Origin of the sequence: Paraflavitalea sp. CAU 1676 (assembly GCF_029223285.1) — a bacterium.
Classification (GTDB): domain Bacteria; phylum Bacteroidota; class Bacteroidia; order Chitinophagales; family Chitinophagaceae; genus Paraflavitalea.
Genome location: NZ_JARHUJ010000005.1, coordinates 415356 through 436903 on the forward strand (window position 1 = coordinate 415356; position 21548 = coordinate 436903).

Annotated in this window: 14 protein-coding genes; 7 read left to right on the forward strand and 7 right to left on the reverse strand. The window is 51.8% G+C overall.

Translation table 11 applies throughout. The features are described 5' to 3' along the window. Window positions 1–707 precede the first annotated feature (707 nt). Entirely contained in the window at window positions 708–3476 is a 2769-nt protein-coding gene (locus P2H89_RS18170; RefSeq protein WP_275829435.1) for a M14 metallopeptidase family protein, read from the reverse strand. A gap of 239 nt (window positions 3477–3715) precedes the next feature. Between P2H89_RS18170 and P2H89_RS18175 the strand changes: the two genes are divergently transcribed. After that, window positions 3716–4741, forward strand: coding sequence for a hypothetical protein (locus P2H89_RS18175; protein WP_275829437.1), 1026 nt, complete (start codon window positions 3716–3718; stop codon window positions 4739–4741). A gap of 45 nt (window positions 4742–4786) precedes the next feature. Here the strand turns inward: P2H89_RS18175 and P2H89_RS18180 are convergent, their stop codons facing one another. Beyond that, complete coding sequence (locus P2H89_RS18180; protein ID WP_275829439.1) at window positions 4787–5206, reverse strand: hypothetical protein; 420 nt, start codon at window positions 5204–5206, stop codon at window positions 4787–4789. Between the two features lie 118 nt (window positions 5207–5324). Further along, complete coding sequence (locus tag P2H89_RS18185) at window positions 5325–6827, reverse strand: NAD(P)-binding domain-containing protein (protein ID WP_275829441.1); 1503 nt, start codon at window positions 6825–6827, stop codon at window positions 5325–5327. A gap of 516 nt (window positions 6828–7343) precedes the next feature. On the opposite strand from P2H89_RS18185, the gene P2H89_RS18190 reads away from it, so the two are divergent. Both P2H89_RS18190 and P2H89_RS18195 read left to right on the forward strand, forming a co-directional pair. Continuing rightward, window positions 7344–9044: a histidine kinase gene (locus P2H89_RS18190; protein ID WP_275829443.1), complete on the forward strand. Its 1701-nt coding sequence runs from the start codon at window positions 7344–7346 to the stop codon at window positions 9042–9044. Window positions 9045–9087: 43 nt separating this feature from the next. Next, on the forward strand, window positions 9088–9846 hold the full coding sequence (locus tag P2H89_RS18195) for a LytTR family DNA-binding domain-containing protein (protein WP_275829445.1): 759 nt from the start codon (window positions 9088–9090) through the stop codon (window positions 9844–9846). Between the two features lie 36 nt (window positions 9847–9882). Here the strand turns inward: P2H89_RS18195 and P2H89_RS18200 are convergent, their stop codons facing one another. After that, window positions 9883–10335, reverse strand: a complete 453-nt coding sequence (locus P2H89_RS18200) for a hypothetical protein (protein WP_275829447.1) — start codon at window positions 10333–10335, stop codon at window positions 9883–9885. Between the two features lie 91 nt (window positions 10336–10426). On the opposite strand from P2H89_RS18200, the gene P2H89_RS18205 reads away from it, so the two are divergent. Continuing rightward, window positions 10427–10852, forward strand: coding sequence for a helix-turn-helix domain-containing protein (locus P2H89_RS18205; protein WP_275829449.1), 426 nt, complete (start codon window positions 10427–10429; stop codon window positions 10850–10852). Here the strand turns inward: P2H89_RS18205 and P2H89_RS18210 are convergent. Continuing rightward, window positions 10847–13198 (reverse strand): response regulator, encoded by a 2352-nt coding sequence (locus tag P2H89_RS18210; protein WP_275829451.1) that lies wholly within the window; start codon window positions 13196–13198, stop codon window positions 10847–10849. The two genes, P2H89_RS18205 and P2H89_RS18210, sit on opposite strands and share 6 nt — an antisense overlap. Window positions 13199–13395: 197 nt before the next feature. Between P2H89_RS18210 and P2H89_RS18215 the strand changes: the two genes are divergently transcribed. Both P2H89_RS18215 and P2H89_RS18220 read left to right on the forward strand, forming a co-directional pair. After that, window positions 13396–14241 carry an isocitrate lyase/phosphoenolpyruvate mutase family protein gene (locus tag P2H89_RS18215; RefSeq protein WP_275829453.1) on the forward strand — a complete coding sequence of 282 codons (846 nt, stop codon included), beginning with the start codon at window positions 13396–13398 and terminating at the stop codon, window positions 14239–14241. Between the two features lie 256 nt (window positions 14242–14497). Beyond that, on the forward strand, window positions 14498–16819 hold the full coding sequence (locus tag P2H89_RS18220; RefSeq protein WP_275829455.1) for a GAF domain-containing protein: 2322 nt from the start codon (window positions 14498–14500) through the stop codon (window positions 16817–16819). A gap of 26 nt (window positions 16820–16845) precedes the next feature. Here the strand turns inward: P2H89_RS18220 and P2H89_RS18225 are convergent, their stop codons facing one another. After that, window positions 16846–17568, reverse strand: coding sequence for a phosphodiester glycosidase family protein (locus tag P2H89_RS18225; RefSeq protein ID WP_275829457.1), 723 nt, complete (start codon window positions 17566–17568; stop codon window positions 16846–16848). Window positions 17569–17654: 86 nt separating this feature from the next. Between P2H89_RS18225 and P2H89_RS18230 the strand changes: the two genes are divergently transcribed. Then, a complete protein-coding gene (locus tag P2H89_RS18230; RefSeq protein ID WP_275829459.1) occupies window positions 17655–18602 on the forward strand; it encodes a sugar phosphate isomerase/epimerase in 948 nt (315 codons plus the stop codon). A gap of 5 nt (window positions 18603–18607) precedes the next feature. On the opposite strand, the gene P2H89_RS18235 is transcribed toward P2H89_RS18230, so the two are convergent. Then, on the reverse strand, window positions 18608–21430 hold the full coding sequence (locus P2H89_RS18235; RefSeq protein ID WP_275829461.1) for an FAD-binding and (Fe-S)-binding domain-containing protein: 2823 nt from the start codon (window positions 21428–21430) through the stop codon (window positions 18608–18610). Between the last annotated feature and the right edge of the window lie 118 nt (window positions 21431–21548).

Consider the following 21548-nt stretch of genomic DNA (forward strand, 5'->3'; position numbering starts at 1 on the left):
GAAATTGTCTGTTGTGCTAACTTTTGTTGCCCGGGCCTGATCACCTATGTTTCAGCTCCGGGATTGGGAAGAGCTCAAATGCCTTGCTATCGCATGTAGAAGAGGGCTGGCGACTCCTGGAGGCCCTGCTTCGCTCATTAGAGCCCCGGGAAGGCCCGATCTCATTCATTTCTTGCCTCGTCATCCTGTCCGCCCCGGATGCCCGTAAAGCCGCTCGGAATGCTCGTGGAGTTGGTAGCGAATGCGCGGTTAATGGGCGCAACCTTGCCTGGAATATGCACCCGTATTCACTGAGGGTTGCACTGGCTCACTATGTAAGACTGCCTGTTTTAGTGCACTCCAGTGCCATTCTGTATAAAGTTTAATAGGCTTTTCAGGCAAGTCTGCTACAATAAAGCATGGCTTCCGGATATACTGTAAGGTGCCTGGCTGCCAGTGTTTTAGGTGATTTGTAGATGGAGAGGCGAAGGAGGGTGATTGACCTTGCGGAGCGAGGGCAGATGAATGAATAAAAGTGTTCAAATCTGCGGATAATAGTGAGCACATCTTCGGATAAACCAAAAGACCGCGGGCGCAGCCCGCGGTCTTTTTTTGTGAATTGAAAACGTTGATCTATGATTTGAAAACGCTGATATTCGAAATTAAAGCGTTGGTTGATAATCTGATAGCCTGATCGGTAAGCTGGCTATTCCGGGTAGAAAACCTGGTTATTCCGCCACGCCGATCAGTTGGTTGAACAGCATTTTGAACGTACCATGCGTTTGTGCGCGGAAGGTGATCTCTGGTCCAAAAGCATAGAGCTTTCCTTTTCCTACCTGCGCCTCAAACGCGGTTACGCCACCCTGCAAATAGGCCTGGCCCCAGGCCCAGCCGCTGCGCAGCGGTTTGCCGTTCGTGAACCAAACCAAAGGCTTTACCGTTCCTTTGGCCAGTGCGTCAGGAGAAAGCGTGAACACCGGACTGGCATCGAAATAGATGTCGCAGGCGGTGGGCAGTCCCCAGGTCGCTTTTTGGGTACTGTCGATGCTGGCACGTAATACGCTGCCGGGTATATAATATTTCTCGTTTGGCAGTCGTTGTTCTTCACCATTCACCATTTCCACCAGCGCATTGCGTACTGGTAGTTTCAGGTGATAAGCAAGGCTGGTGCTCGAACCAATGGTAACAACCTGACCGCCTGCCTCGAGGAATTTCTTCAGTTCAGGAACCGACTTGTCGGCCGTGATTCGGCCGCGACGGCCACGGAACTCATCGGGGATGCTGTCGTTTTGAGGACCGCCAAATCCACCGCCACCAAACCGGCCGCCACCTTCTCCGCCTGCTGCGGGGATTGCGCCGCCTACAAATACGATCACATCATATTTAGCGCTCAATCCGCCCGAGTCGATCGTGGGCGGATAGATCACGTCGGCATCGAAGTGGAATTGCTCAAACAGAAAACGCAACCAGCCGGATGGCATCGAACCGCCATAGGTATCCCAGAGGGCTATACGTAGTTGCTTTACTGGTTTCAAACCAGCAGGTCGTTTGGCTATAGTGGCCGACGTTATCCCATATTCGGCAGCACCCTTTTCAATAATCCCTTTGGCTTTGCCGCCTGCGGGGACGAAGAAGGAACCGGCTGCATAGCCATTGCCGCCTTCCTTGGTACGGAACACCGGTGCGCCTGCCTTGAGCAGGTCATTGACCACCAGGAACGAATTGTTGGCTGCACTGTTGAGCACATAACCTGCCGATGCTTTGGCGGGTTGCGCCGCCGGTTGCTGTAATTCGCCATAGGGCACGCGCTGGAACGGACCATCGAAGTCTTCGGTGAGGCGATCAAATTCAACGCCCATCAGGTAGGCAAGGGTCCAGCCGGCAGCATCATAAGGCGCCACGGGTGGTCCACCGGGATAGCGGAAATCATTGGGGTGATCCTGCGGCTCGAACATATCGAGCACGTGCGGGCGAAATGCCTGGTTGGTTTTCACTACATAGGAGCCGGCAGGGTATTTCTTTCCATTTATGGTAAAGTCGGCAGTTGCTTTGTGCACCAGTACGCCTGTACGAACCAGCGCATTGATGAATTTGGTAGCCGTAGGGAAATCAGACTGGTCGGCGGGCAGGATGAAACCACGCGGGTCGCGGGTTGCCCTGTCCTTCATAATGGAATCGAAGTATTTAACCGGTACTCCACCCTGGCGGAATGCACCACCGGGGGCTTCTGTAGAGAGGGCCTGACTGCCTCTTGCCGCGGCATTCTTCTTCTGGTCGTTCTGGTAGGCGGTATTGATGGCGTCTATGCGTTTGGGCGATAATCCCCAATAATCCTTGCTGCCACGCTCGATGGAATTGCGTCCCATCTTATAGATGTTGTACAACAGCTCATCGCGGTAGCGGGTGGCGTAGTTCAATACAGCATAATTGAGTGAAATGGAATAATCGATCGACTGACGGAAATACCATTTCTGCGGCGTCACCGGGTTGGGCGTAGCGCCGTCGGGTATCAATCTTTGGGGTACCAGCGGTACTTCAGAAGGGGTGGGGCTGCCGATGATCTCCGTAAGCAACCCTATGATGTTGTGGAAATAGGTAGTGGTGCGCAATCCGCCGTTGTACCAGGTAGAAAAGGTAGAGCCGGTGCGTTGGGTATAACCCGGTTTGCCCTCAACGTTGAGGCGGTTGATCATGGCGGCGCCAACTGCGTCGAGACTGGTCATGAGCAATGGGTCGAATACATAGTTGAAGGGATCGCGATAAGGCGCGCCTGCTACTACTGAACCTGCCGGGCCTGCCTGGTGGTGGTTGTACATGATCTGCGGCAGCCATTCGATGTACAGCTGGCGGTTCATATTCTGCGTTTCCTTCAGGTTGGCCATGAAGAAGTCGCGGTTGTTATCGTGCCCCGCATATTTTTCATAGAGGCGGGGTAATGAATTGAGTGAGCGCTTTTCGGGTTTGGCTTCGCGCATATACCAATTGGATACCAGTTCCTGTCCATCGGGATTGGCATGCACCAGCAGGATGATGGTATTGTCGAGGATGCGCATGGTTTCGGCGTCCTTGCGGCTGGTGAGCGTATACGCTGTTTCGATGAGCTGGTGAGCGCCTACCGTTTCGGTAGCATGGAGTCCGCCATCGATCCAGATCACCGCTTTACCTTCTGCGGCCAGTGCTCTTGCCTGTTCGTCGGTGATGTCTTCGGCATGGGCCAGCAGCTGGGAGATCTTTCTATAATGATCGAGTTTGGCGATATTGTCGGGCGATGACACCACTAGCATCCATTGGGTACGGCCTTCTTCGGTTCGTCCCATATCGACCAGTTTAGTGCGATTGGAGGTTGCCGCGAGTTTCTTGAAATAGGCTTCCGTTTGGGAATACGTGGCGAGCTGGTAATTATCGCCGATGTTGAATCCGAAATGTTCTTTTGGCGTGGGCACCGATTGGGCGCGGGTAATTCCCGTGCTCAACAGGAAGAGCAGTGATAGACTCAAGCAGTGTTTGGATCGAATCATGGGGAGATTAAAATTGATTAATAATGGGTTTTCTCATGTGTTTATCGTTAAAGCCGGTTGGTTGGGCCGGCCGCCCGTAGGACGATAATTGTCAAGTTGGCCTTTTGGGCGGCGGCTGGAAGTTATTAACAGTTTTTCAATAATCAGGCGAATGGGCGGCCGTTATTTTTGATTCGTTCAATGACCGCACAAATGATATCTTACAAACAAAAATAGTTATGCGGGTTCCTGCCTGTTTGTTTATGGTGATATTATTGATGGCTGCCTGCGGAGACAGGGCCGCTAAACCCGTAAAGGCGGCGGCACCTGCGGCAATGGCCGGCGTGTCGCAATGGTTTGATGCCTGGAACCTGGTATGCCGCGATAAGCTGGGTGTTGACTCGATGGCTGCTCCCCGTATCTTTTTGTACGACGATACTGCCTGGTACACAACCGGCGATTCCAGGCCCGGAGATACGGCGATGGCCATTGGAGGGCCAGGCTTTTCGTGGGCTGCCCTGCATTGGTGGACAGCTAAACACCATCGCCAGCTGCGTATTCCCGACGGACAAACGATACCGGTAGGACTGATGTCATTTGCAGGCGCCGATAGTGCCGACCATCCATTTTTTGTGATGGCTGTGCCGGGCTATTGGAAGCAGGCAGGGGTGGAGAGCAAAACCCTAGGTATCGGCAATTTGGTTACTGCCGTCTTTCTGCATGAGTTTGCCCATACAAGGCAACAAACAGGTATGGGCGCTGCGGTTACGGCTATAGAAAAAGAACATTCCTTCGGCGATGTGCCTTTGTCGGACGATATTGTACAGGACCTTTTTAAAGGCGACAGCACGTACCACCGGCAGTGGCGCGCAGAAGCAGACAAGTTTTATGAAGCGGCCTTTGCAACGGATACGCCTGCGATGAAGCGGTTGACGCGTGAAGCATTGACCCTGCTGCAACGCCGGCAGGCTACCTGGTTTACCGGCGATCGTGCTATCCTGCAGCGGCTGGATGATATTTTTCTCACGATGGAAGGATTGGGGCAGTATACCGGATTCTATTGGTTGCAACATCCTTCGGGCGGCAAGTTTGATTATGCTACATCGGTAGATGGTATGCGACGCAAAAGGAACCAATGGTCGCAGGAAGAGGGCCTGGCTTTATTCCTGATATTGGATAAACTGGCCTCACCAGGCTGGACCGCGCAACTACTCAGCGATCATCCCCCAACGATCATTACGTTATTAACGGCTGCAAGCCAATAAGCCCGGCGCCTTGCGGCAACCGGGCTCCATTTCCTCCCCCTGCTCCTAACGATTGGCTGCCTCGCGTACTTTTTGTACGGCTGGCAACAACAGGGTTACTGTAAAGTCGTCATTACTCTTGATATCAGTGGGCCGGCAAATGCACATGCCGATCTTCTGGTTGTTGGGGATGGCGTAACACGCATCGGGGATAGGATACTTGCAGGCTGGTTGCGGCGCTACATTGCTACCGGGTCTTACCGGGCTCAAGCGGCTGCTGGTGCCTGCTGCATCGGTGTACACGACTTCGGAAAATTTATCGCCGCGTTTTACCAGTTGAATAGTTCCGCCATTGTTGGGCACACGGATGGTATTGGCGCCATCATTCAGTTTTACATGAAAGTCTTGCAATTGTACTTTGCCTTGTGCAATGGAGGCAGTGGTGGCCAGCACAAGCATCGAAAGAATAACACTTACTTTTTTCATACTTCGGTTTTTTAATTAATGATTGTTTTCGTGGTTACTGATTTTACAATACAAAGTTGCGGTAGGGAGTGGTGGTTTCGGTTGGCCGTTTAATGAATAAAGCAACCTGCTTAACGGATCAATAGAACTGGTACTCGGCCTTGGGTAAGGGTTTGCCGGGTATTTCCTTTTGTGCACCACGCAGCAGCTGATGGTAGTCTGCGGGGTTAATGGGCTTCAGGTAAGCAGCAGGCCAGCGGGATGTTTTCACCGGTAATCCCATATCCGTCATCAGTTGGTCGAGGTGCATATAGTTGAAGGGGGCTATACAGGTGCCTCCAAATTCAGCGGCTATCGGCCGGGTAAGCTGACGCCAGTCGTCCATGTATTCCATATCGGCATTGATGGCCGAAGAGGTGGGCAGCTTAAGCGTATTCTCCATATAACGGACCAGCCAGTTCGCGGCTACTTCGGAGGTGAGGGTGGTGAACAGGCTGGAGTTGAAACCTACAAAACCCAGTTGGGGCACCAGCGGATGAATGATGTTGCGGAACAGCCGGAAGCGCCCGTTGGAAGACATGATCAGTTTGCGGTAGCTCTCTTCCAGGAAAGGCAGCTCCTGTGTAAAGCCGGTACCACATACGAGCAAATCGGCGGTAATGGTAGCACCATTCTTCAGTCTGACCTGTTTGCCTTCGATGCGCTCAATCTCAGTACGGTGTGCCTTGATATTTCCTTTTTGTACCTGCTCATAAAAGCCCTCCGGTGCTACACCGAGGCTGCAACTGATCTGGTCTTCGATGCGGTGTTGCGGCACCATGTCGCAGGCTTTGAGTTTGAACTGCCATTTGAGTAAGGCTTCGAGTCCGCGCCATTGTGCCCATACAATCGGCCGCCCAACGGTATGCAGCAATTGCTGCGATAGAGATTTACGCGGTGCATTGAAGAAGGCTTCCGAGAGTCGCGAAAACAACAGGAAGCGCATATTGATCTTGTTACCGAAGAAGCGCGGAACTTTCCATTGTGCTTTGCGGTATAATAGGGTAGTGCTTTGGCTGATGCCGGCTGCAAGGGTGGCGATATCGGTGGCGGATTTGGCAAATCCTACGACGGCAACCGCTTTGTTGCGCAGGATCGACTCGTCTTTCACCTCACTGCTGTGGAGTAATTGTCCGCCTGCTTTCATGAAACTATCGATGCCTGCAAAGGAGGGCGTATACGGTTTGTGAAAGGTGCCAGTGCATACGGCTACGAAATCAAAGCGGATCTGATGGTTTGTGTTTTCGGCCAGGTCGGTGAAAGAGGCTTCCCAGCCATTTTGTGCATAACGCAGCTGGTCAACGCGGGTATTGAACCAGATGTGCTGGTATACCTGTTTGTTGATGGCGTAACCACGCAGGTAGGCCTGTACCTGGTCGCCGGTAGGCCATTGGGGATATTCGGCAGGCATCGGGAAATCGGAGAATGCATATTCATCGCGGGTAGTTTGTGTGGCGACGCCGATATAAGACCGGCTCTTTTCCCACACGCCGCCGAGGTCGGCCGCTTTTTCGAGTATAGTTACTTTATATCCTTTTTCGATAAATGCTTTGGCAGTGGTGAGTCCGCTGATGCCTGCCCCGATGATGCCTATGTGTTTCATGTAGAGGATGTTTTTGTTTGATGGGTTGAAATTAGTGGCGGATCGGGGCCTGCAGTGGTGGCAGTTAATGAATGCATGGATTGGCTTAATGGAAGGGGCAAAGGGTTGCGGTGGACAGATCAGGGGGGAGTTGGGGCAGGGCGGTAGTGAGGTGGCCGGCAATGCGGCGGTTTGTGGTTGCCGGGATGGGGATGCGGAATGTTCAGCGGCCTGAGGTGCCTGTTACGGGTGGTGGAGTGCCCTATTGGTTGGTTCTGGTGCAAGGGCCGAAGCCTGTGGTTGGACCGGTAGCCGGCTCTTGCCGTTGCCTGCATCCGATGCGGTGCGCATCGCAAAAGGTTGGCCTATCCGCCCAATCCCCAAAAACGGGCAGGGCACCACTCAAGATGGGGGTTCATCCGTTAAGTCAAAAGGGCCATCCGTTAAGTGAACTCCCGGTTTGATGATAGTTTTGCCATCTTTGTTAAAACAAACCAATACATGAGGAGCCTGGCGATGATTAAGGGTTTAGCGGTTATGACGGGATTTTTGGTGTTGACGATGATCGTTCAGGCACAGCCTGCGGGTGTACGCGGCGATAGCTGGGAGGAGGTGTTCAAAAACAAGAAGGGTACGGTTACCGCTTTTTGGGATGATATCGAACCTTTTATATATGTGAACCGCGACGGTGTGCTGGAAGGGGTGGAGTACGAGATCATGGAATCGATGAAGTCGTGGCTGCTGCTCAAGTACGGGATCGACCTCAGCATTGTATGGCAGCCCGCCGGTTCTTTCGACAGTATTTACACCAAGGTAAAGAGCAGCACCATGCCCGGCATTTTTGGCTGGTCGTACTTTTCGATCACCCCCGATCGCCTGAAAGAAGTGCAGTTCACCCAACCTTATATGCCCGACCTCAATGTGCTGGTCACGAACAACCGCGAGCCTATGTACGCCACCTCGCAGGAGTTTACCGGCCGGTTGCGCGAAATGCGGGCCTATACCATGGCGGGCACTACGATGACGGAAGATGTGTTGTCGCTCCGATCGAATTTCTTTCCCTCGCTGCCCGTTATCTACAAAGAAGAAGATTATGAGGTGATGCGCACCATCGCTTCCGATAATAAAGGATTTGGTTATGTGCCGCTATCGGTTTATATCGTGGCTTTGCAAAAAGGTATCCGGGTAAAAAGACAAACGGTGTTGTCGAGCCGGCGCCAGGGCTTTGCGGCGATCATGCCGGCGCGGTCGGACTGGAAGCCGGTGATGGATGAATATTTCTCTTCAGATCTGTTCAGGATGAAAGCAGGTTCCATCATATCGCGTCACCTTGGTTCGGAAGTGAAGGACCTGGTGTTTGAGAATGTACAGGAAAGTGCGCCTGCGCTCGACCTGGTATCGCTCGAAAAAGAGATCGTGACCAAGCGACTGATGGATACGGCCGTAGAGGTGCAGAAGCACCGCTCCTTCCGGAATATCATCCTCGTGTTGCTGGGATCGGCGGTGGTGTTGGCATTGGTGCTGTATAACCGCTTTCAGACCAAGCAAAAGCTGAACCGCGAACTGAATGAGAAGAATGCGCAGATAGAGCAGATGAACCAATTGCTCAAGCTGAAGATATTACAGGCCAGGATGAACCCGCATTTTCTGTTCAATTCACTCAATTCCATTCAATACTTTATTACGGGCGATGATAAAAAAGCGTCTTTGCAGTATATCGGGCGGTTCTCCCTGTTCCTGCGTAAAGTGATCAACTACGGCGATGAGCTATCAATCAGTGTGAAAGATGAAGCCGAACTGGTGAGTGAATACCTTTGGTTGGAACATTGCCGTTTCCACGATAAATTTGACTACGAGGTGAAGGTTACGCCGGGCTCGCAGAGCGCTAAGATATTGCCGTTGTTAACACATAGCCTGGTCGAAGAGGCGCTGTACAAAGGCGTGCTCAACCTTACCAATGGCCACCGGGGTAAACTGTGTGTGGAGTTCACCAATGAGGCCGACCGCCTGGTGGTGAAGGTGACGGATAACGGAAGCACGCGACAGGAAGCGGATAAACTCACGAAGCGAAAGGGCCTCACCAATGGCGAAGAGAGCATGCTGCAGCGACGCATTGAATTGTTTAATGCGCAGGGTAGCCGCAAGATCGTGAACCTGAAGCAGGTGCATGAAGAGCATGGGGTAGCCAGCAATAGTGCGACGCTGGAGATACCACAGCCCCTGTTCGATAAAGTGTAGGGTTGGACCGTGGGGCCGGATCACACTGGAATAAACTTTTGCTATGAAATACAAAGCCGTTATCGTTGAAGACGAATCAATGAACAGCGACTTTCTGCAACATCTGCTTGTCGAATTTTGTCCGGAGATTGCTTTGGCCGGTACGGCCGCTGTACTTGAAGACGCCGTGGCGCTGATAGACCGTCAGCAGCCCCAGGTCGTTTTCATGGACATTGAACTGCAAACTGCCACTGGATTCGATGTGTTGCAGCAAGTAAAGCACCGCGACTTTGAGATCATCTTCACCACTGCCTTCGATCATTATGCCATCCAGGCCATCAAGGTAAGCGCCATCGATTATTTATTAAAGCCGATCAATTTTGAGGAACTGCAAACAGCGGTATCCAAAGCTTTGGAACGCTTGCAGGACCGGGAGAAAGACCATAAGCTGGAGCTCCTGATGAAGAACATCAAACGTCCTTCGGGCGAAGACTTTTCCATTAGTTTGTCTACTTCGGAAGGAGTAGAGTTTGTGCCGCTGAGCCAGATCATGCGGCTGGAAGCAAAGGGGCCGTATACTACTTTCTTCATGAAGGGCGGTGGCCACCTGATGGTGTGTAAGAATCTTAAGGAATATGAATTGCTGCTAACCGATCATGGTTTTTTCCGCCTGCACAATTCTTATATGGTCAATATGAAAGAAGTGAAGAAACTCGTGAAGGCTGATGGCGGCTATGCGGTGATGAACGACGGTACTATGATTGCCATTTCGCCGCGGAAGAAAGATGAGTTCATGACACTGATGGCGCAGCGATTGGTGTGAACGGCAGCGCTACCGTTCACAGCCAGCTGAAGCAGGTTAATGGCCGTTCTGCCTCCTCATTCGCTGACTCGCCACCATCACAATGAAATAATACCCAAGTGGTATCACCAGCAAGGCTTGCAATACCCCGGTTAGTTCAAATAGAAAGTCATTGGGCATCTCATACATAGGGGGTGGAAATAAACTTGCCATGGTTTGTCCATTTACGCCCGCGAAAAACAACAGGTTTTTGAACAGGTGATTGTAGACTCCCTCATACAAGCCGATGAACCAAATGCTGAGCACCAGGTTGGCGGTGCAAAAGAGATAATAGAGCGCTTTGCTGTAGCGCGTTTGTTTTACGTAGATCCAATTCAGGATAATGACCGGCAGGCTGAACGCCAGCATGTGTAATCGCCAGGGCGTGCCATACAGCCAGGCGCCATACGCATGGTGCAGACTTGTCATGATCATTAAACTGATGCCGTACAGAGCTACTTTTTGTTTCATGGTTTGTATTTTCGACAAAGTTGGTCCATAGATTCCCCGCCCGCAATAAGTTTCCAAATGGTTACCTTTAACTTTCTTTAATGGGATGCGTATGACACCTCTTCATTATGATGCCGATCATTGTGTGATGACGAAATTTTCTGCGCTGATTGCGGGCAAGTGGAAGCCCATCCTGCTGCACCTGGTCGAAAAGGAAGTGAACCGGTTCAATCTCCTGCAGCAACAGATGCCTTCGATAAGCCGGAAGGTGCTTGCCGAACAATTGCGTGAGCTGGAAGCTGATGGGCTGTTGACGAGAACGGTGCTGAAGGCAAAGGCGCCGCAGGTAGTGGTGTATGGTTTAACGGAGAAAGGCCGCTCGTTGAGAAGGCTCATAGATACCATCATTGGCTGGTGCACGATGCACCTGAAAGAGCATATACCTGATGAACTCGTTCCGGTTTACGCGCAGCACTATCCTGAGCTGGCCGGCGATCTGTTCCCGTGCAAGGCGGCTGATGGTGGAACAGTTTTATAGCTCCAATCCCTTCAGGTCTGTTACTGCCTGTTTACAAATTGCATGGATCTTGTCGAACAATTCCTGCAAACCGCTGGTGTCTTCTCCAGCCATGGCCTGTTTTTCTATGGCCAGCAACTCGGCACCAATGGCTGGTGTGAGTCCGAAGAAACCAATGGTATTGCGTAAGGAGTGGGCTGTTTTGTAGATGGTTTTATAGTCGGCCTTGTTGATGGCGTTTTGAAGTTTAGTGATCTCGCGCGGATTCTGGTTGAGGAAGATGCTGATCATTTCCCGGATGAAGGTTTTGTTGTTGCGCGTTTGCTGTTGCAGAAAACTTAAGTCTATGCGCGGCAAGTTTGTGCTAGCTTGTTTTCCGCCATATTGTTGTTGCAGGTTTCTGGCCCAGTGGGCGATCTTATCGAGCAGGTCGTTTTCTTTGAATGGCTTGGCGAGATAGTCGTTCATGCCGGCCTGCAGACATTTTTCTCTTTCACCCGATAACGCATGCGCCGTCATGGCAATGATGGGCGTAGCGAGGTGCAGCTCATCACGGATCAATTGAGTGGTGCGGTAACCATCCATCACCGGCATTTGTATATCCATCAAGATGAGATCGGCCTGCCGTTCGCGCAGGTACTCTATGGCCTTTTTACCATTACGGGCCACCGACACTTCAAAGCCCTGGCTTTGCAGGATGATGGACGTGAGCTTCTGGTTCATCTGGTTGTCTTCCACGATCAATATTTTCTTCAGTGCCAGGTAATCTCTATGGATCGTTGCTTCCCGCACCAGGGTTTGATGCAGTTCGTGCGATTTCTGATAGGTGATGGTGAAGCTGCATTCGGTACCGGTACCTTCCTTACTGGTGATGGAAATGGTGCCACCCAATAGTTCAACCAGTTGTTTGGTGATGGCGAGGCCGAGTCCGGTGCCGCCGTATTTGCGGGTGATATGGGTATCGACCTGGGTAAACCTTTCGAATATAGCACTGATCTTATCGGCTGGTATGCCAATACCGGTGTCGCGCACGCTGAAATGTAATTCTACAGTTTCCTCGGTTTCCTGTTGTATGAGGCAGTTTATATACACGCCTCCGGCTTCGGTGAATTTAATGGCATTGCCCATCAGGTTCACCAGTATCTGGGTAAGGCGCATAGGGTCGCCGAGTACGGGAAAGCTGATGCCCATATCTACGCTGCAACTGAGGCGAAGATCTTTGCCGGCTGCTTTGGTCGAGAACATGACCTGCAGCGAATGCATCAGTTCGGGTATGCTGAACGGTATGGATTCGGTTTGAAATTTACCGGCGTCCAGTTTGGACAGGTCGAGTATATCGTTGATAATCGAGAGCAGGGTTTTGCCCGAGGTATGGATGGCTTCGAGATAATCTTTTTGGGCTGCGTCGAGTGAGGTCTTCTGTAAAAGATCGGTGAAGCCAAGGATGGCGCCCAATGGCGTACGCAGTTCGTGGCTCATGTTGGCGACGAAGTCGGACTTTGCCTGGGCCGATTCTTCGGCCAGTATCCGCGATCGTTCCATTTCTTCCTCTACTTTCTTGCGTTCGAAGAAGGTAGGGATATTTTGATTCGTTTGGGTGGCGTATTGCTTTTGGTGTACTGCGTTGAACCGTGCCAGGTGTTCGGGCATCTTATGGGGTGGGGCCATGATGAAAGTGCAGCGATCATCGCCCCGTGCAGTGCAGCTTACTTCCACAGCGGTGAGCGGGATGCCGAAGCTTTGTTCGCACCAGCCGGATGAATAGCCGGCATTCATGATGCAAACGGGTTCTTTGGAAACGGCGCCTGCTCTTTTCCACGAATCCGCCTCGAAGGAGTAGGGATGGTCATAGATGAGGCAGAAGTTGTCGTCGGGTGAGGGATTGCTTTCGGGCGATATATCCACAAAGGCCCAGCCCGACCAGGCAAAGTGGATGGGACCGGCCGATAATTTGGCAATGGGATCGGTAACGTGCATGCGCTCATGAAAGTCGCGGGCATCGTGCAGCCCTATTACATGCGCATAATCGAACAGGAAGTTGCGGCCAATGGCAAATGCCTCACTCTCTCCTTTATCGGCATAAAGGCGTTGAATGGTTTCGAGGAATCCTTTGGAGAACGCAGAGGCGCGCACCAATACGTACCGCTGGTCGTTGATCTCGATGGTGCCCTTGGTAGGGTCCATCTTAAACCCTTTGAAGTATTCGCGCACGGTAGCCTGCGCCACATCGAATAGCGGTTGCATGGGTTCGGGAACGGTTACGGCGCGGCCGGCCGGTAAGGAGTGCAGTCCCTGGCGCAGCAGTGCATTCTCCTGTTCGAGGGCTTCTATACGTTGTTGAAGCGATTTCAATGTTGGTGATGGCATACAAGCAGTTTACGAAGTTGCGACAGGGTAAGGATCTTGGTGGCGGACCCGGATAGCCGGAAAAGTTGCTAATGTACGTCAAATGGCGATGCTTTTGGGGCTCACTTAACGGAAAGGGGGTTTCGCTTAACGGATGTTATGCGTACCTTTCCTATTCGTTGGCCGCATGCCGGCGTTCACTAAATAGCTATTGAAAAATGAAACCGACCTACACAGAAACGCAGGTGAACAAAGCTGTCACCTTCAGGGCCCTGCATGAACGGCCCGGTATATTCGCTTTCCCGAATCCCTGGGATGCGGGTTCTGCAAAAATGCTTACAGCACTTGGATTTGAAGCCCTGGCTACCACCAGTGCCGGCGTTGCTTTCTCCCTGGGTAAACCTGATGGAGAAGGAGCCTTGACGCGGGAAGACACCCTGGCCAATGCCAGTGCTATTGTACAAGCCACGACCTTGCCGGTGGCGGGTGATCTTGAAAATGGTTATGGCGACCGCCCAGAGGATTGTGCCTACACCATCCTGGCAGCTGCGGCTGCAGGGCTGGTGGGTGGATCCATCGAAGATTCCACCGGCCGGCCCGATGATCCGATCTATCCATTCGAGCTGTCGGTAGAACGGGTAAAGGCAGCTGTACAGGCAGCGAGGAGCCTGCCCTTTCCCTTTACACTCACGGCCAGGGCAGAAAACCTCATCAATGGCCGCCCCGATCTGAACGATACAATACGACGCCTGGAGGCCTTTGCCGCAGCAGGCGCCGATGTATTGTTTGCCCCGGGTCTTTCAACCCGTGAGGAGATCGTGACCGTCGTGAAGGCGGTAGCGCCAAAGCCCGTGAACGTAGTGGTGGGTTTGGGGATGACGGGTTTGTCGCTGAACGATCTGGAAGCGCTGGGTGTAAAACGGGTAAGCCTGGGCTCTTCACTGGCAAGAGCTGCTTATAGCGGATTTTTAAGGGCGGCGGAGGAATTGCATAGCAGGGGGACCTTTGGATTTACAGCGGGGCTGACCTCGTACGGTGAGATCAATAAAATACTCAAGGGATAAAAAAAACCCCGCATGGAAATGCAGGGCGTACACTAATCAAATTCGTTAACCATTAAACCTTATCCTTTGATATTATAACGGACGATGCAGTCCAGGTAACCAAGGCAACCGGTAACTTTTTTAATGTTTTTTTTGAGCCTTGGTCGGCTTATCCCTGTTGTATGGTCAATGTTGGTGATAATCAGGCATCTGTGGTGGTAGTCGACCCAAAGGATTTCTGTACATTGCATCATCGTTGCTATCTTAAAGCCATACCATGAAAAAGCAGGTCCTCGATTATTCTGATCCTTCCTGGTCCGAGCGTGGCCTATCCTGTTCTATTTCCTTTACTCCCTTTCTTCACTGGCTACGCAAAATGGTGGTAGACGAGCCAACCGTACGCCGGCATTTTTACCGGCAGGTGCTTGACCGGTTCGAGGCCCATCCCGGGTTGCCCGATGAAATTCCGGTAGCAGCGATACAGCAGTACGAGGAATTGCTCGAATGGATGTATGCCTGCCTTACACCGGGCGAGTCGGGTAAGGCGATGATGTGGTCGTTGTGGGTACCCGTACAGCCGGTGATGTTTTATGGCACCAATGCTTTTTATGATCTCATTCAATTGTATAAGATCGACCTTGCCCATCGTTCGCCCGAGGATTTCCGGCGCGAACAACTGCAGATGGTCTACACCTATGTGCTGAGAAAGCTTTATCATTTTCAATCGAGGCAGAACGATTATTATCATGCTTACCTCAACCCGGCTACCGACCTGCTTCAATATTACACCATCAGCATCAATGCCGACTTTATCGACGTGGTACCCAAAGGAGCATTGCCACCACTTGACCTTACCCGGCTTCATCAATGGTTGCAGGAAGGGGCGGGGTACGATGCGTTGGAAAGCGCTTTGCCGCTCGATCTGTTCCACTTTACCGGCATCTCCATTGCCACCATTACGGATGTTACGGGCCAGCACGCGCTCAATAACCTGCGGGAGGTAAAGTTGTCGCGCAAACGCGATGAACAGGAGGCGGGTTACCGCACTATCATACGGTCGCTGAAGACATTGGTGCGCAACAATCATATTCAATTCGATCTTTTCCCGCTGGTGCAGGTGAATGGGAAATACGTATATGGTTACGAGGTAGGCGGCACGGGTATTTTGTATAGCGTATGGGGCGATAGTAACCTCACGCCGGAGCAATTCGAGCAACAGGCCGCGGGTTATGCCGCCAATCCGAAATCATTCTTTTCGCGCGATGTGCAAGCGGAAAGCACCGAAGGCAGAGGCTGGCTTTCACATTTTGTAAAGGCCGGCGTGCGCTCGATGGCTACGATGCCCATTTTTAATGGCGATAAAATGGTGGGTACTTTTTGCATGTATACCATGGGCGATGAACAGTTCGATGAACAGGCGATGGCGCTGCTTGAAACAGCCTTGCCCGCCATCGGGCAGATCCTGCAGGTGTATATCGACGAGTTTGCCCTCGAGATCGACGATATTATCAGAGAGAAATACACGTCGATCCAACCGGCAGTACGCTGGAAATTCCGCGAAGCTGCCTGGCAGCACCTGTACCAAAAGAAAAAACAATTGCCGGCCGCACAGGTGGGCATTCAATTCAACGGGTTGCATCCGATCTATGGGGCGATCGATATCCGCAATTCTAGTGTGGAACGCAATACGGCCATCCGGGCCGACCTGACCACGCACCTGCAACTTTTGCAGGCGACGCTCACGCAACTGCAGGCCGTGCACAGCTCTTCGCTGATGGACCAGGTATTTTTTACCATCCGGAAATGGCAACAACTATTGTCCGGCGACATACTCGGCGCTGCAGATGAAGCCAGCATTAATCATTACCTGGCGATCGAGGTAGAAGCCTGGCTCGATCATCTTATGGTACAACATCCCGATGCGGCACAAACCATCCGTCAATACCGAGCGATGATCGAAGGCGCGGATAGTGCCGTATTTACCAACCGGCGCGCGCTGGAACAATCCATGCAAATGATCAACAACGCGATCAGTAATTACCTGGATGCCGAGAACGCACAATTGCAGCAATTGTATCCCTGTTATTTTGAAAAGTTCCGCACCGATGGGTTGGAGTATGATTGTTATATTGGTCAATCGATAGCGCCCGATAAACCATTCGATCATTTTTACCTGAAGGGTATAAGATTGTGGCAATTGTCGTCGATGGCCGCGATTGCCCGTATTACGCGCGAGCTGATGCCGGAGATGCCGGTGCCGCTGCGCACCACCCAATTGATCTTTGTACACGACCATACGATCGATATCAGTTTCCGTACGGACGAACGCCGCTTCGATGTAGAAGGCGCTTACAATATCCGTTACCAAATGATCAAGAAGCGCATAGATAAGGTGCACGTGCGCAGCACGGGTGAAAGACTTACCCAGCCCGATAAACTGGCCATCATCTATTTTAACCGCAACGACCTGGCCGATTACCTCCCATACCTGCAATACCTGCAGGAGACTGGCATATTCCAGGAAGGCCTGGAAGAACTGGAGCTGGAGCCACTGCAAGGTGTGAGTGGTTTGCATGCGATCCGCGTAGGGATAACGTAGGGCTGCCTGTGCTGCGTATTGATGTTTTATTTCGGCTTCACCACGCCGATGATGACCCCAAAGTTGCCATCGGTTTGCAGGCAGTTCTGTTCGGGCAGGTAGGTTCTTGATACAAAGCCGTCGAGGTAAAGGGCGTTGAGGCAGCCCTGTTGTTTAAAGAATTCCGCGAAGTCGTAGAAGTTGACGCCTCCCTTCGACATGGCAAAGAGTAGTTTGTTGCCGGGCAGAATGCCCACGCCATTGCGGATGTTAATATTGATAGATCCTTTCGTAAATGCCGAATGGTGTTTGCCATCGATCAGCAGCATCGGACCCGACTGAGTGGCATATTTGATCTTCCCATTATTAATAAAATCTTCTGTTCGGCATATGGAAGCTTTGCCATCCGTGCTGACATAAAGAATGCCGTTTGGCTTCATGTAGAAGTTGCCGCTCGCATTGGCTTTATTGATCTTTTTAAGCGTCTTTTGTTCCTGTATATATAGTCCTACCGGTGTGCCATCTTCCTGGTACATGCCGCCGTTCATGGCAAATACCAGTTGCTGGCTTTTTCCTTCCACATGATCTTTTAAGCGCTGAATGCTTCCCAATATTTTACCCTGGTCGTCTTTCCAATAGAAGAGCAGGTCCTGCTTTTGGGGGTCGACAATGCAGTAGATGAATCTTTCGTCTTCTGCGGGTGGCTTGATGAAGGAAGTGGATACTGTAATCGCAATCAATAAAAGAATAAGCGTATTCAGCCTTTTCATGGTGTTTGATATTGTCGGATGAACAATATAAACACAAATCCGGCCATTTTCCCGGAAGATTAGTACTTTTCAGTAACACACTCATCATGAACAGGAAACAATTCTTATCCCTTACAACGATGGCTGGCCTGGGTGCTGCCGCACCGATTGCCATACTTGCTGCAGAACAATCAACTACTCAAAAGGCTAAACGATACCAGAAGGGCGTAAGTCCCTGGCCCATTTGCCTCGACACGGCTACTATACGCCCGGCCTCGCTCGAGGATAAAGTGAAAATTGCTGCCAAAGCAGGTTTTGACGCTATCGAACCCTGGGATGGTGAACTGGAAAAGTATGAAGCCGACGGCGGCAACCTGAAAGACCTGGGCAAAAAGATTAAAGACCTTGGTTTGTTTGTGCCCAGTGTGATCGGCCTATGGAATGCCCTGCCGCCCGGCAAAGATGCCTTTGACGCTTCGCTGAAAGATACGCGCCGCCGCATGCGTATGGCAGCGGATATCGGCTCACAACATATTCAAACCATTCCCAATACCGTAGGGGAGAAGTGGGATCAGAAATATGTGGCTGCCCGCTACCGTGAGTTGCTGGAAATGGGATTGAAGGATTTCAATATTCATCCCGCCCTCGTATTTGTGAAGTTCTTCCCGCTCAAAACCATGGGGCAGGCAATGGGCGTTGCCCTCGATGCCAATCATCCCGGCGCTATGATCATCCCCGATACCTATCATATGCATATCTCCGAAGGCGGATTCGAGGGCCTGCCGCTAATTAGTGGTAAGTCTATTGCCATCTTTCAGTTTGCGGATGCGCCTGCTTCGCCGGCAGTAGACCAGTTGGAAGATAAACACCGGGTATATCCTGGTGATGGCATACTGCCTTTACCCAAAATACTCAAGGACCTCAAAGGCACCGGCTTCACTGGCTGTGTATCGCTGGAGCTCTACAATCCCGAATACTGGAAGCAGGACCTGCAGCAGGTTGCTGAAACCGGTTTGCGCAAAACGCTGGATGTTGTGCGTAAGGCTGGGGTCTAGCTATCCTACAAACACTCATCGAGCAAGTAGATGATCGACTCATAATTCTTGCCGGTAGCTTCCGATAAAGCTATTTCGCAAGTCTTCGAGCTGGAGTAATACCCATCGTAATTGCATAGGTTCACTTCCGCCGCTTCGGGGGCAGTGGCAGATTTAGTCAATTCGGGAAACAGGAATCCACGATCGCCCGCCATTCCGCAGCAACCGGCATGTACCGGTACTTTCACTTCATGCGCTAGCTGCTGTGCAATTTTCAGGAACATCGTTTCCTGTCCCGTTTTTTGTAATGTACACACGGGGTGCAATACAATGCTTTGCTTTTTGGTACGTATGGGTGCTGCCGGCAACAGGTAGTCGGCCATGAAGTCGACCGTGTCGAGCAGGGTGAGTGCATCGAATTTTGCCTTGTTTTCTTCGCTGAGTTGGTTGCGGCAATTGCGGATGGTATAGGTACAGGAGCTGAGATCGAGCACCACGGGGTAGCTGCCCTTCGCTGTCCAGTTGTACAGACGTGCTACCGTTTCATTGGCGGTGTGTATGAATGCCTGGTTGAATCCTTTGGAAGAGAATATCTGTCCGCAGCAAGCACTTTCCAGTTTGTCCGGTATGATCATTTTTATACCGCTTTTGGCGGCTACGTTTACCATCGTTTCGGCGATGGTCTTTTTATGGGTGGTGGAACCTCCCATAGTTCTATTGATACAGGTCGTGAAATACACAACTGTTTTTGGTGCCTGTACGGTGTTGGCCAGTTTACGGGCAACGCCAATGGAAGAGGGAACTAATTGGTTTGACCAAAGCGGCGTGGCCGGTACTACTTTCTTCAATCCCTTGGTTACCCGCAATACCGTGTTTTTGCCCAGCAGGCGATTGACCAGCGCGGCCGACCTCAATCCTACACTAACACTGGCAGCTACGGTTCCAAAGTTCTTCGCGACCCGCATGGCCGCGGCATTGGCCGTTTTATCATGGTTCTCATTACGCAGTCTTTTTACCAGCGTGCCTGTGTTGATGTGTACAGGGCAGGCTTCGGCACATAGTCCGTCGACGGCGCAGGTGGAGAGTCCGTCGTATTGGTATTGATCTAGTAATAGATCGTATTCTTTTTTATTGCCGTTCTCGCGCATCAACGCCAGTTCGCGGCGCGCCACGATCCTTCGGCGGGGCGTCATGGTGAGGTCACGGCTGGGGCATTTGTGTTCGCAGAAGCCGCACTCGATACATTTGTCTACTTCCTCTTCCACGCCGGGCAGGGCCTTGAGGTGTTGTATATGTGCCTGGGCATCACTATTGATCAGTACGCCGGGATTCAACAGGTTCTTAGGGTCGGCCTGCTGCTTCAGCGTTTTCATGATGCGGTAGATATCGGGCCCCCACTCCGTTTCCACAAAGGGTGCCATATTTCGGCCGGTACCATGTTCGGCTTTCAGCGCTCCCTGGTATTGGCGGGTTACCAATTGTACTACTTCGCGGATGAACGCATCATATCGTTCTATCTCTGCGGGTGTATTGAATGATTGGGTTACTACAAAATGGATGTTACCATCTTTGGCGTGGCCGAATATGATGGCATCGTGGTAACCATATTTGTCGAACAATACCTGGAGGTTGAGGATGGCATTGCCGAGTTGCGCCACGGGCACTGCAATGTCTTCGAGGATAACTGTCGTGCCGCTTTTGCGCATGGCGCCTACCGATGGGAACATGCCCTTGCGGATCTTCCAGAGAAATGCCTGTTCGGCAGGATCGCTGGTGAATTTAGGTGCTATGGCAAACAGGCTGTCCGGCAGCAGCTCGAGGAATTTCTCATTCTTGCGCTGCACTTCTTCTTTGGTGAAGCCCTGGTATTCGGTCAGCAGGGCTACGCCGGTAGGTGGCAATGCGGCGAGTATTTCGGGTATGCCGGGTAAATGGGCTACGGAGCGTAAAGAGGCATTGTCCATCAGTTCCACCGCTTCCGCACCTGATGCGATGAGTGGCTCGATGGCGCTGCAGGCTTGTTGTATATCGGTGAAGCAGAGCAGTGCCGTTGATTTTTCCGGATAATCGGGCACGGTGTGCAACACTGCTTCGGATATGAAGCCGAGGGTGCCTTCGGCCCCTACGAGCAGATGCGCCATGATATCCAGTGGTAGCTCATAATCTATCATCGCATTCACCGAGTATCCTACCGTATTCTTGGTTTTGTATTTGCTCCGGATGAGTTCGAAAAGTTGCGGACTGGCGAGTATTTCATGTCGCAAGGCCGTGAGGCTGGCCGCAAGGGCCGGACATTCACGCATGAAGCGTTCATAATCTGCCGCCACTTCTGTTGTAAAAGTAGCGCCATTGGGCAGCATAAAGCGTATATGCTGGACGGTATGGTAGGAGTTCTTTTGTACGCCGCAGCACATGCCGCTGGCATTGTTGGAGATGATGCCGCCCATCATGGCCGAGTTGATACTGGCTGGATCGGGACCTATCTTGCGGGCGTGTTTTTTAAGGTAGGCATTCACCATGCCGCCGGTGATGCCGGGTTGCACACGCACGAAGGCGCCATTCTCTTCAATGCGGATCGTGTTCCAGAACTTGCTGAGGTCGACCAGGATGCCATCGGTGATGGATTGCCCGGAAAGACTGGTGCCTGCGGTGCGAAAGGTGAGGGGAATAGTATGCCGGTGCGAAAAGGCGAACAGGGCGCGTATCTCTTCTTCCGATACCGGGTTGACGACTGCTTTGGGACGCAGCGAATAGAAGCCTGCGTCGGCCGCAAAGGTTACCAGGTCGATCAGCTTACAACGAATGCGTTCCTTGGGCAATATGGCCTGTAGCGCTACCTCAATGTTCATAATGGTTCAGATTGGTGACCGACGCAAATGTAAGGTACAACATTGCGAGTGGCCAAGGGATTGGCGGCCAATTGCACCATAATCTATTCGTAATCAACGATGGTTGCGGGTTCGTTAT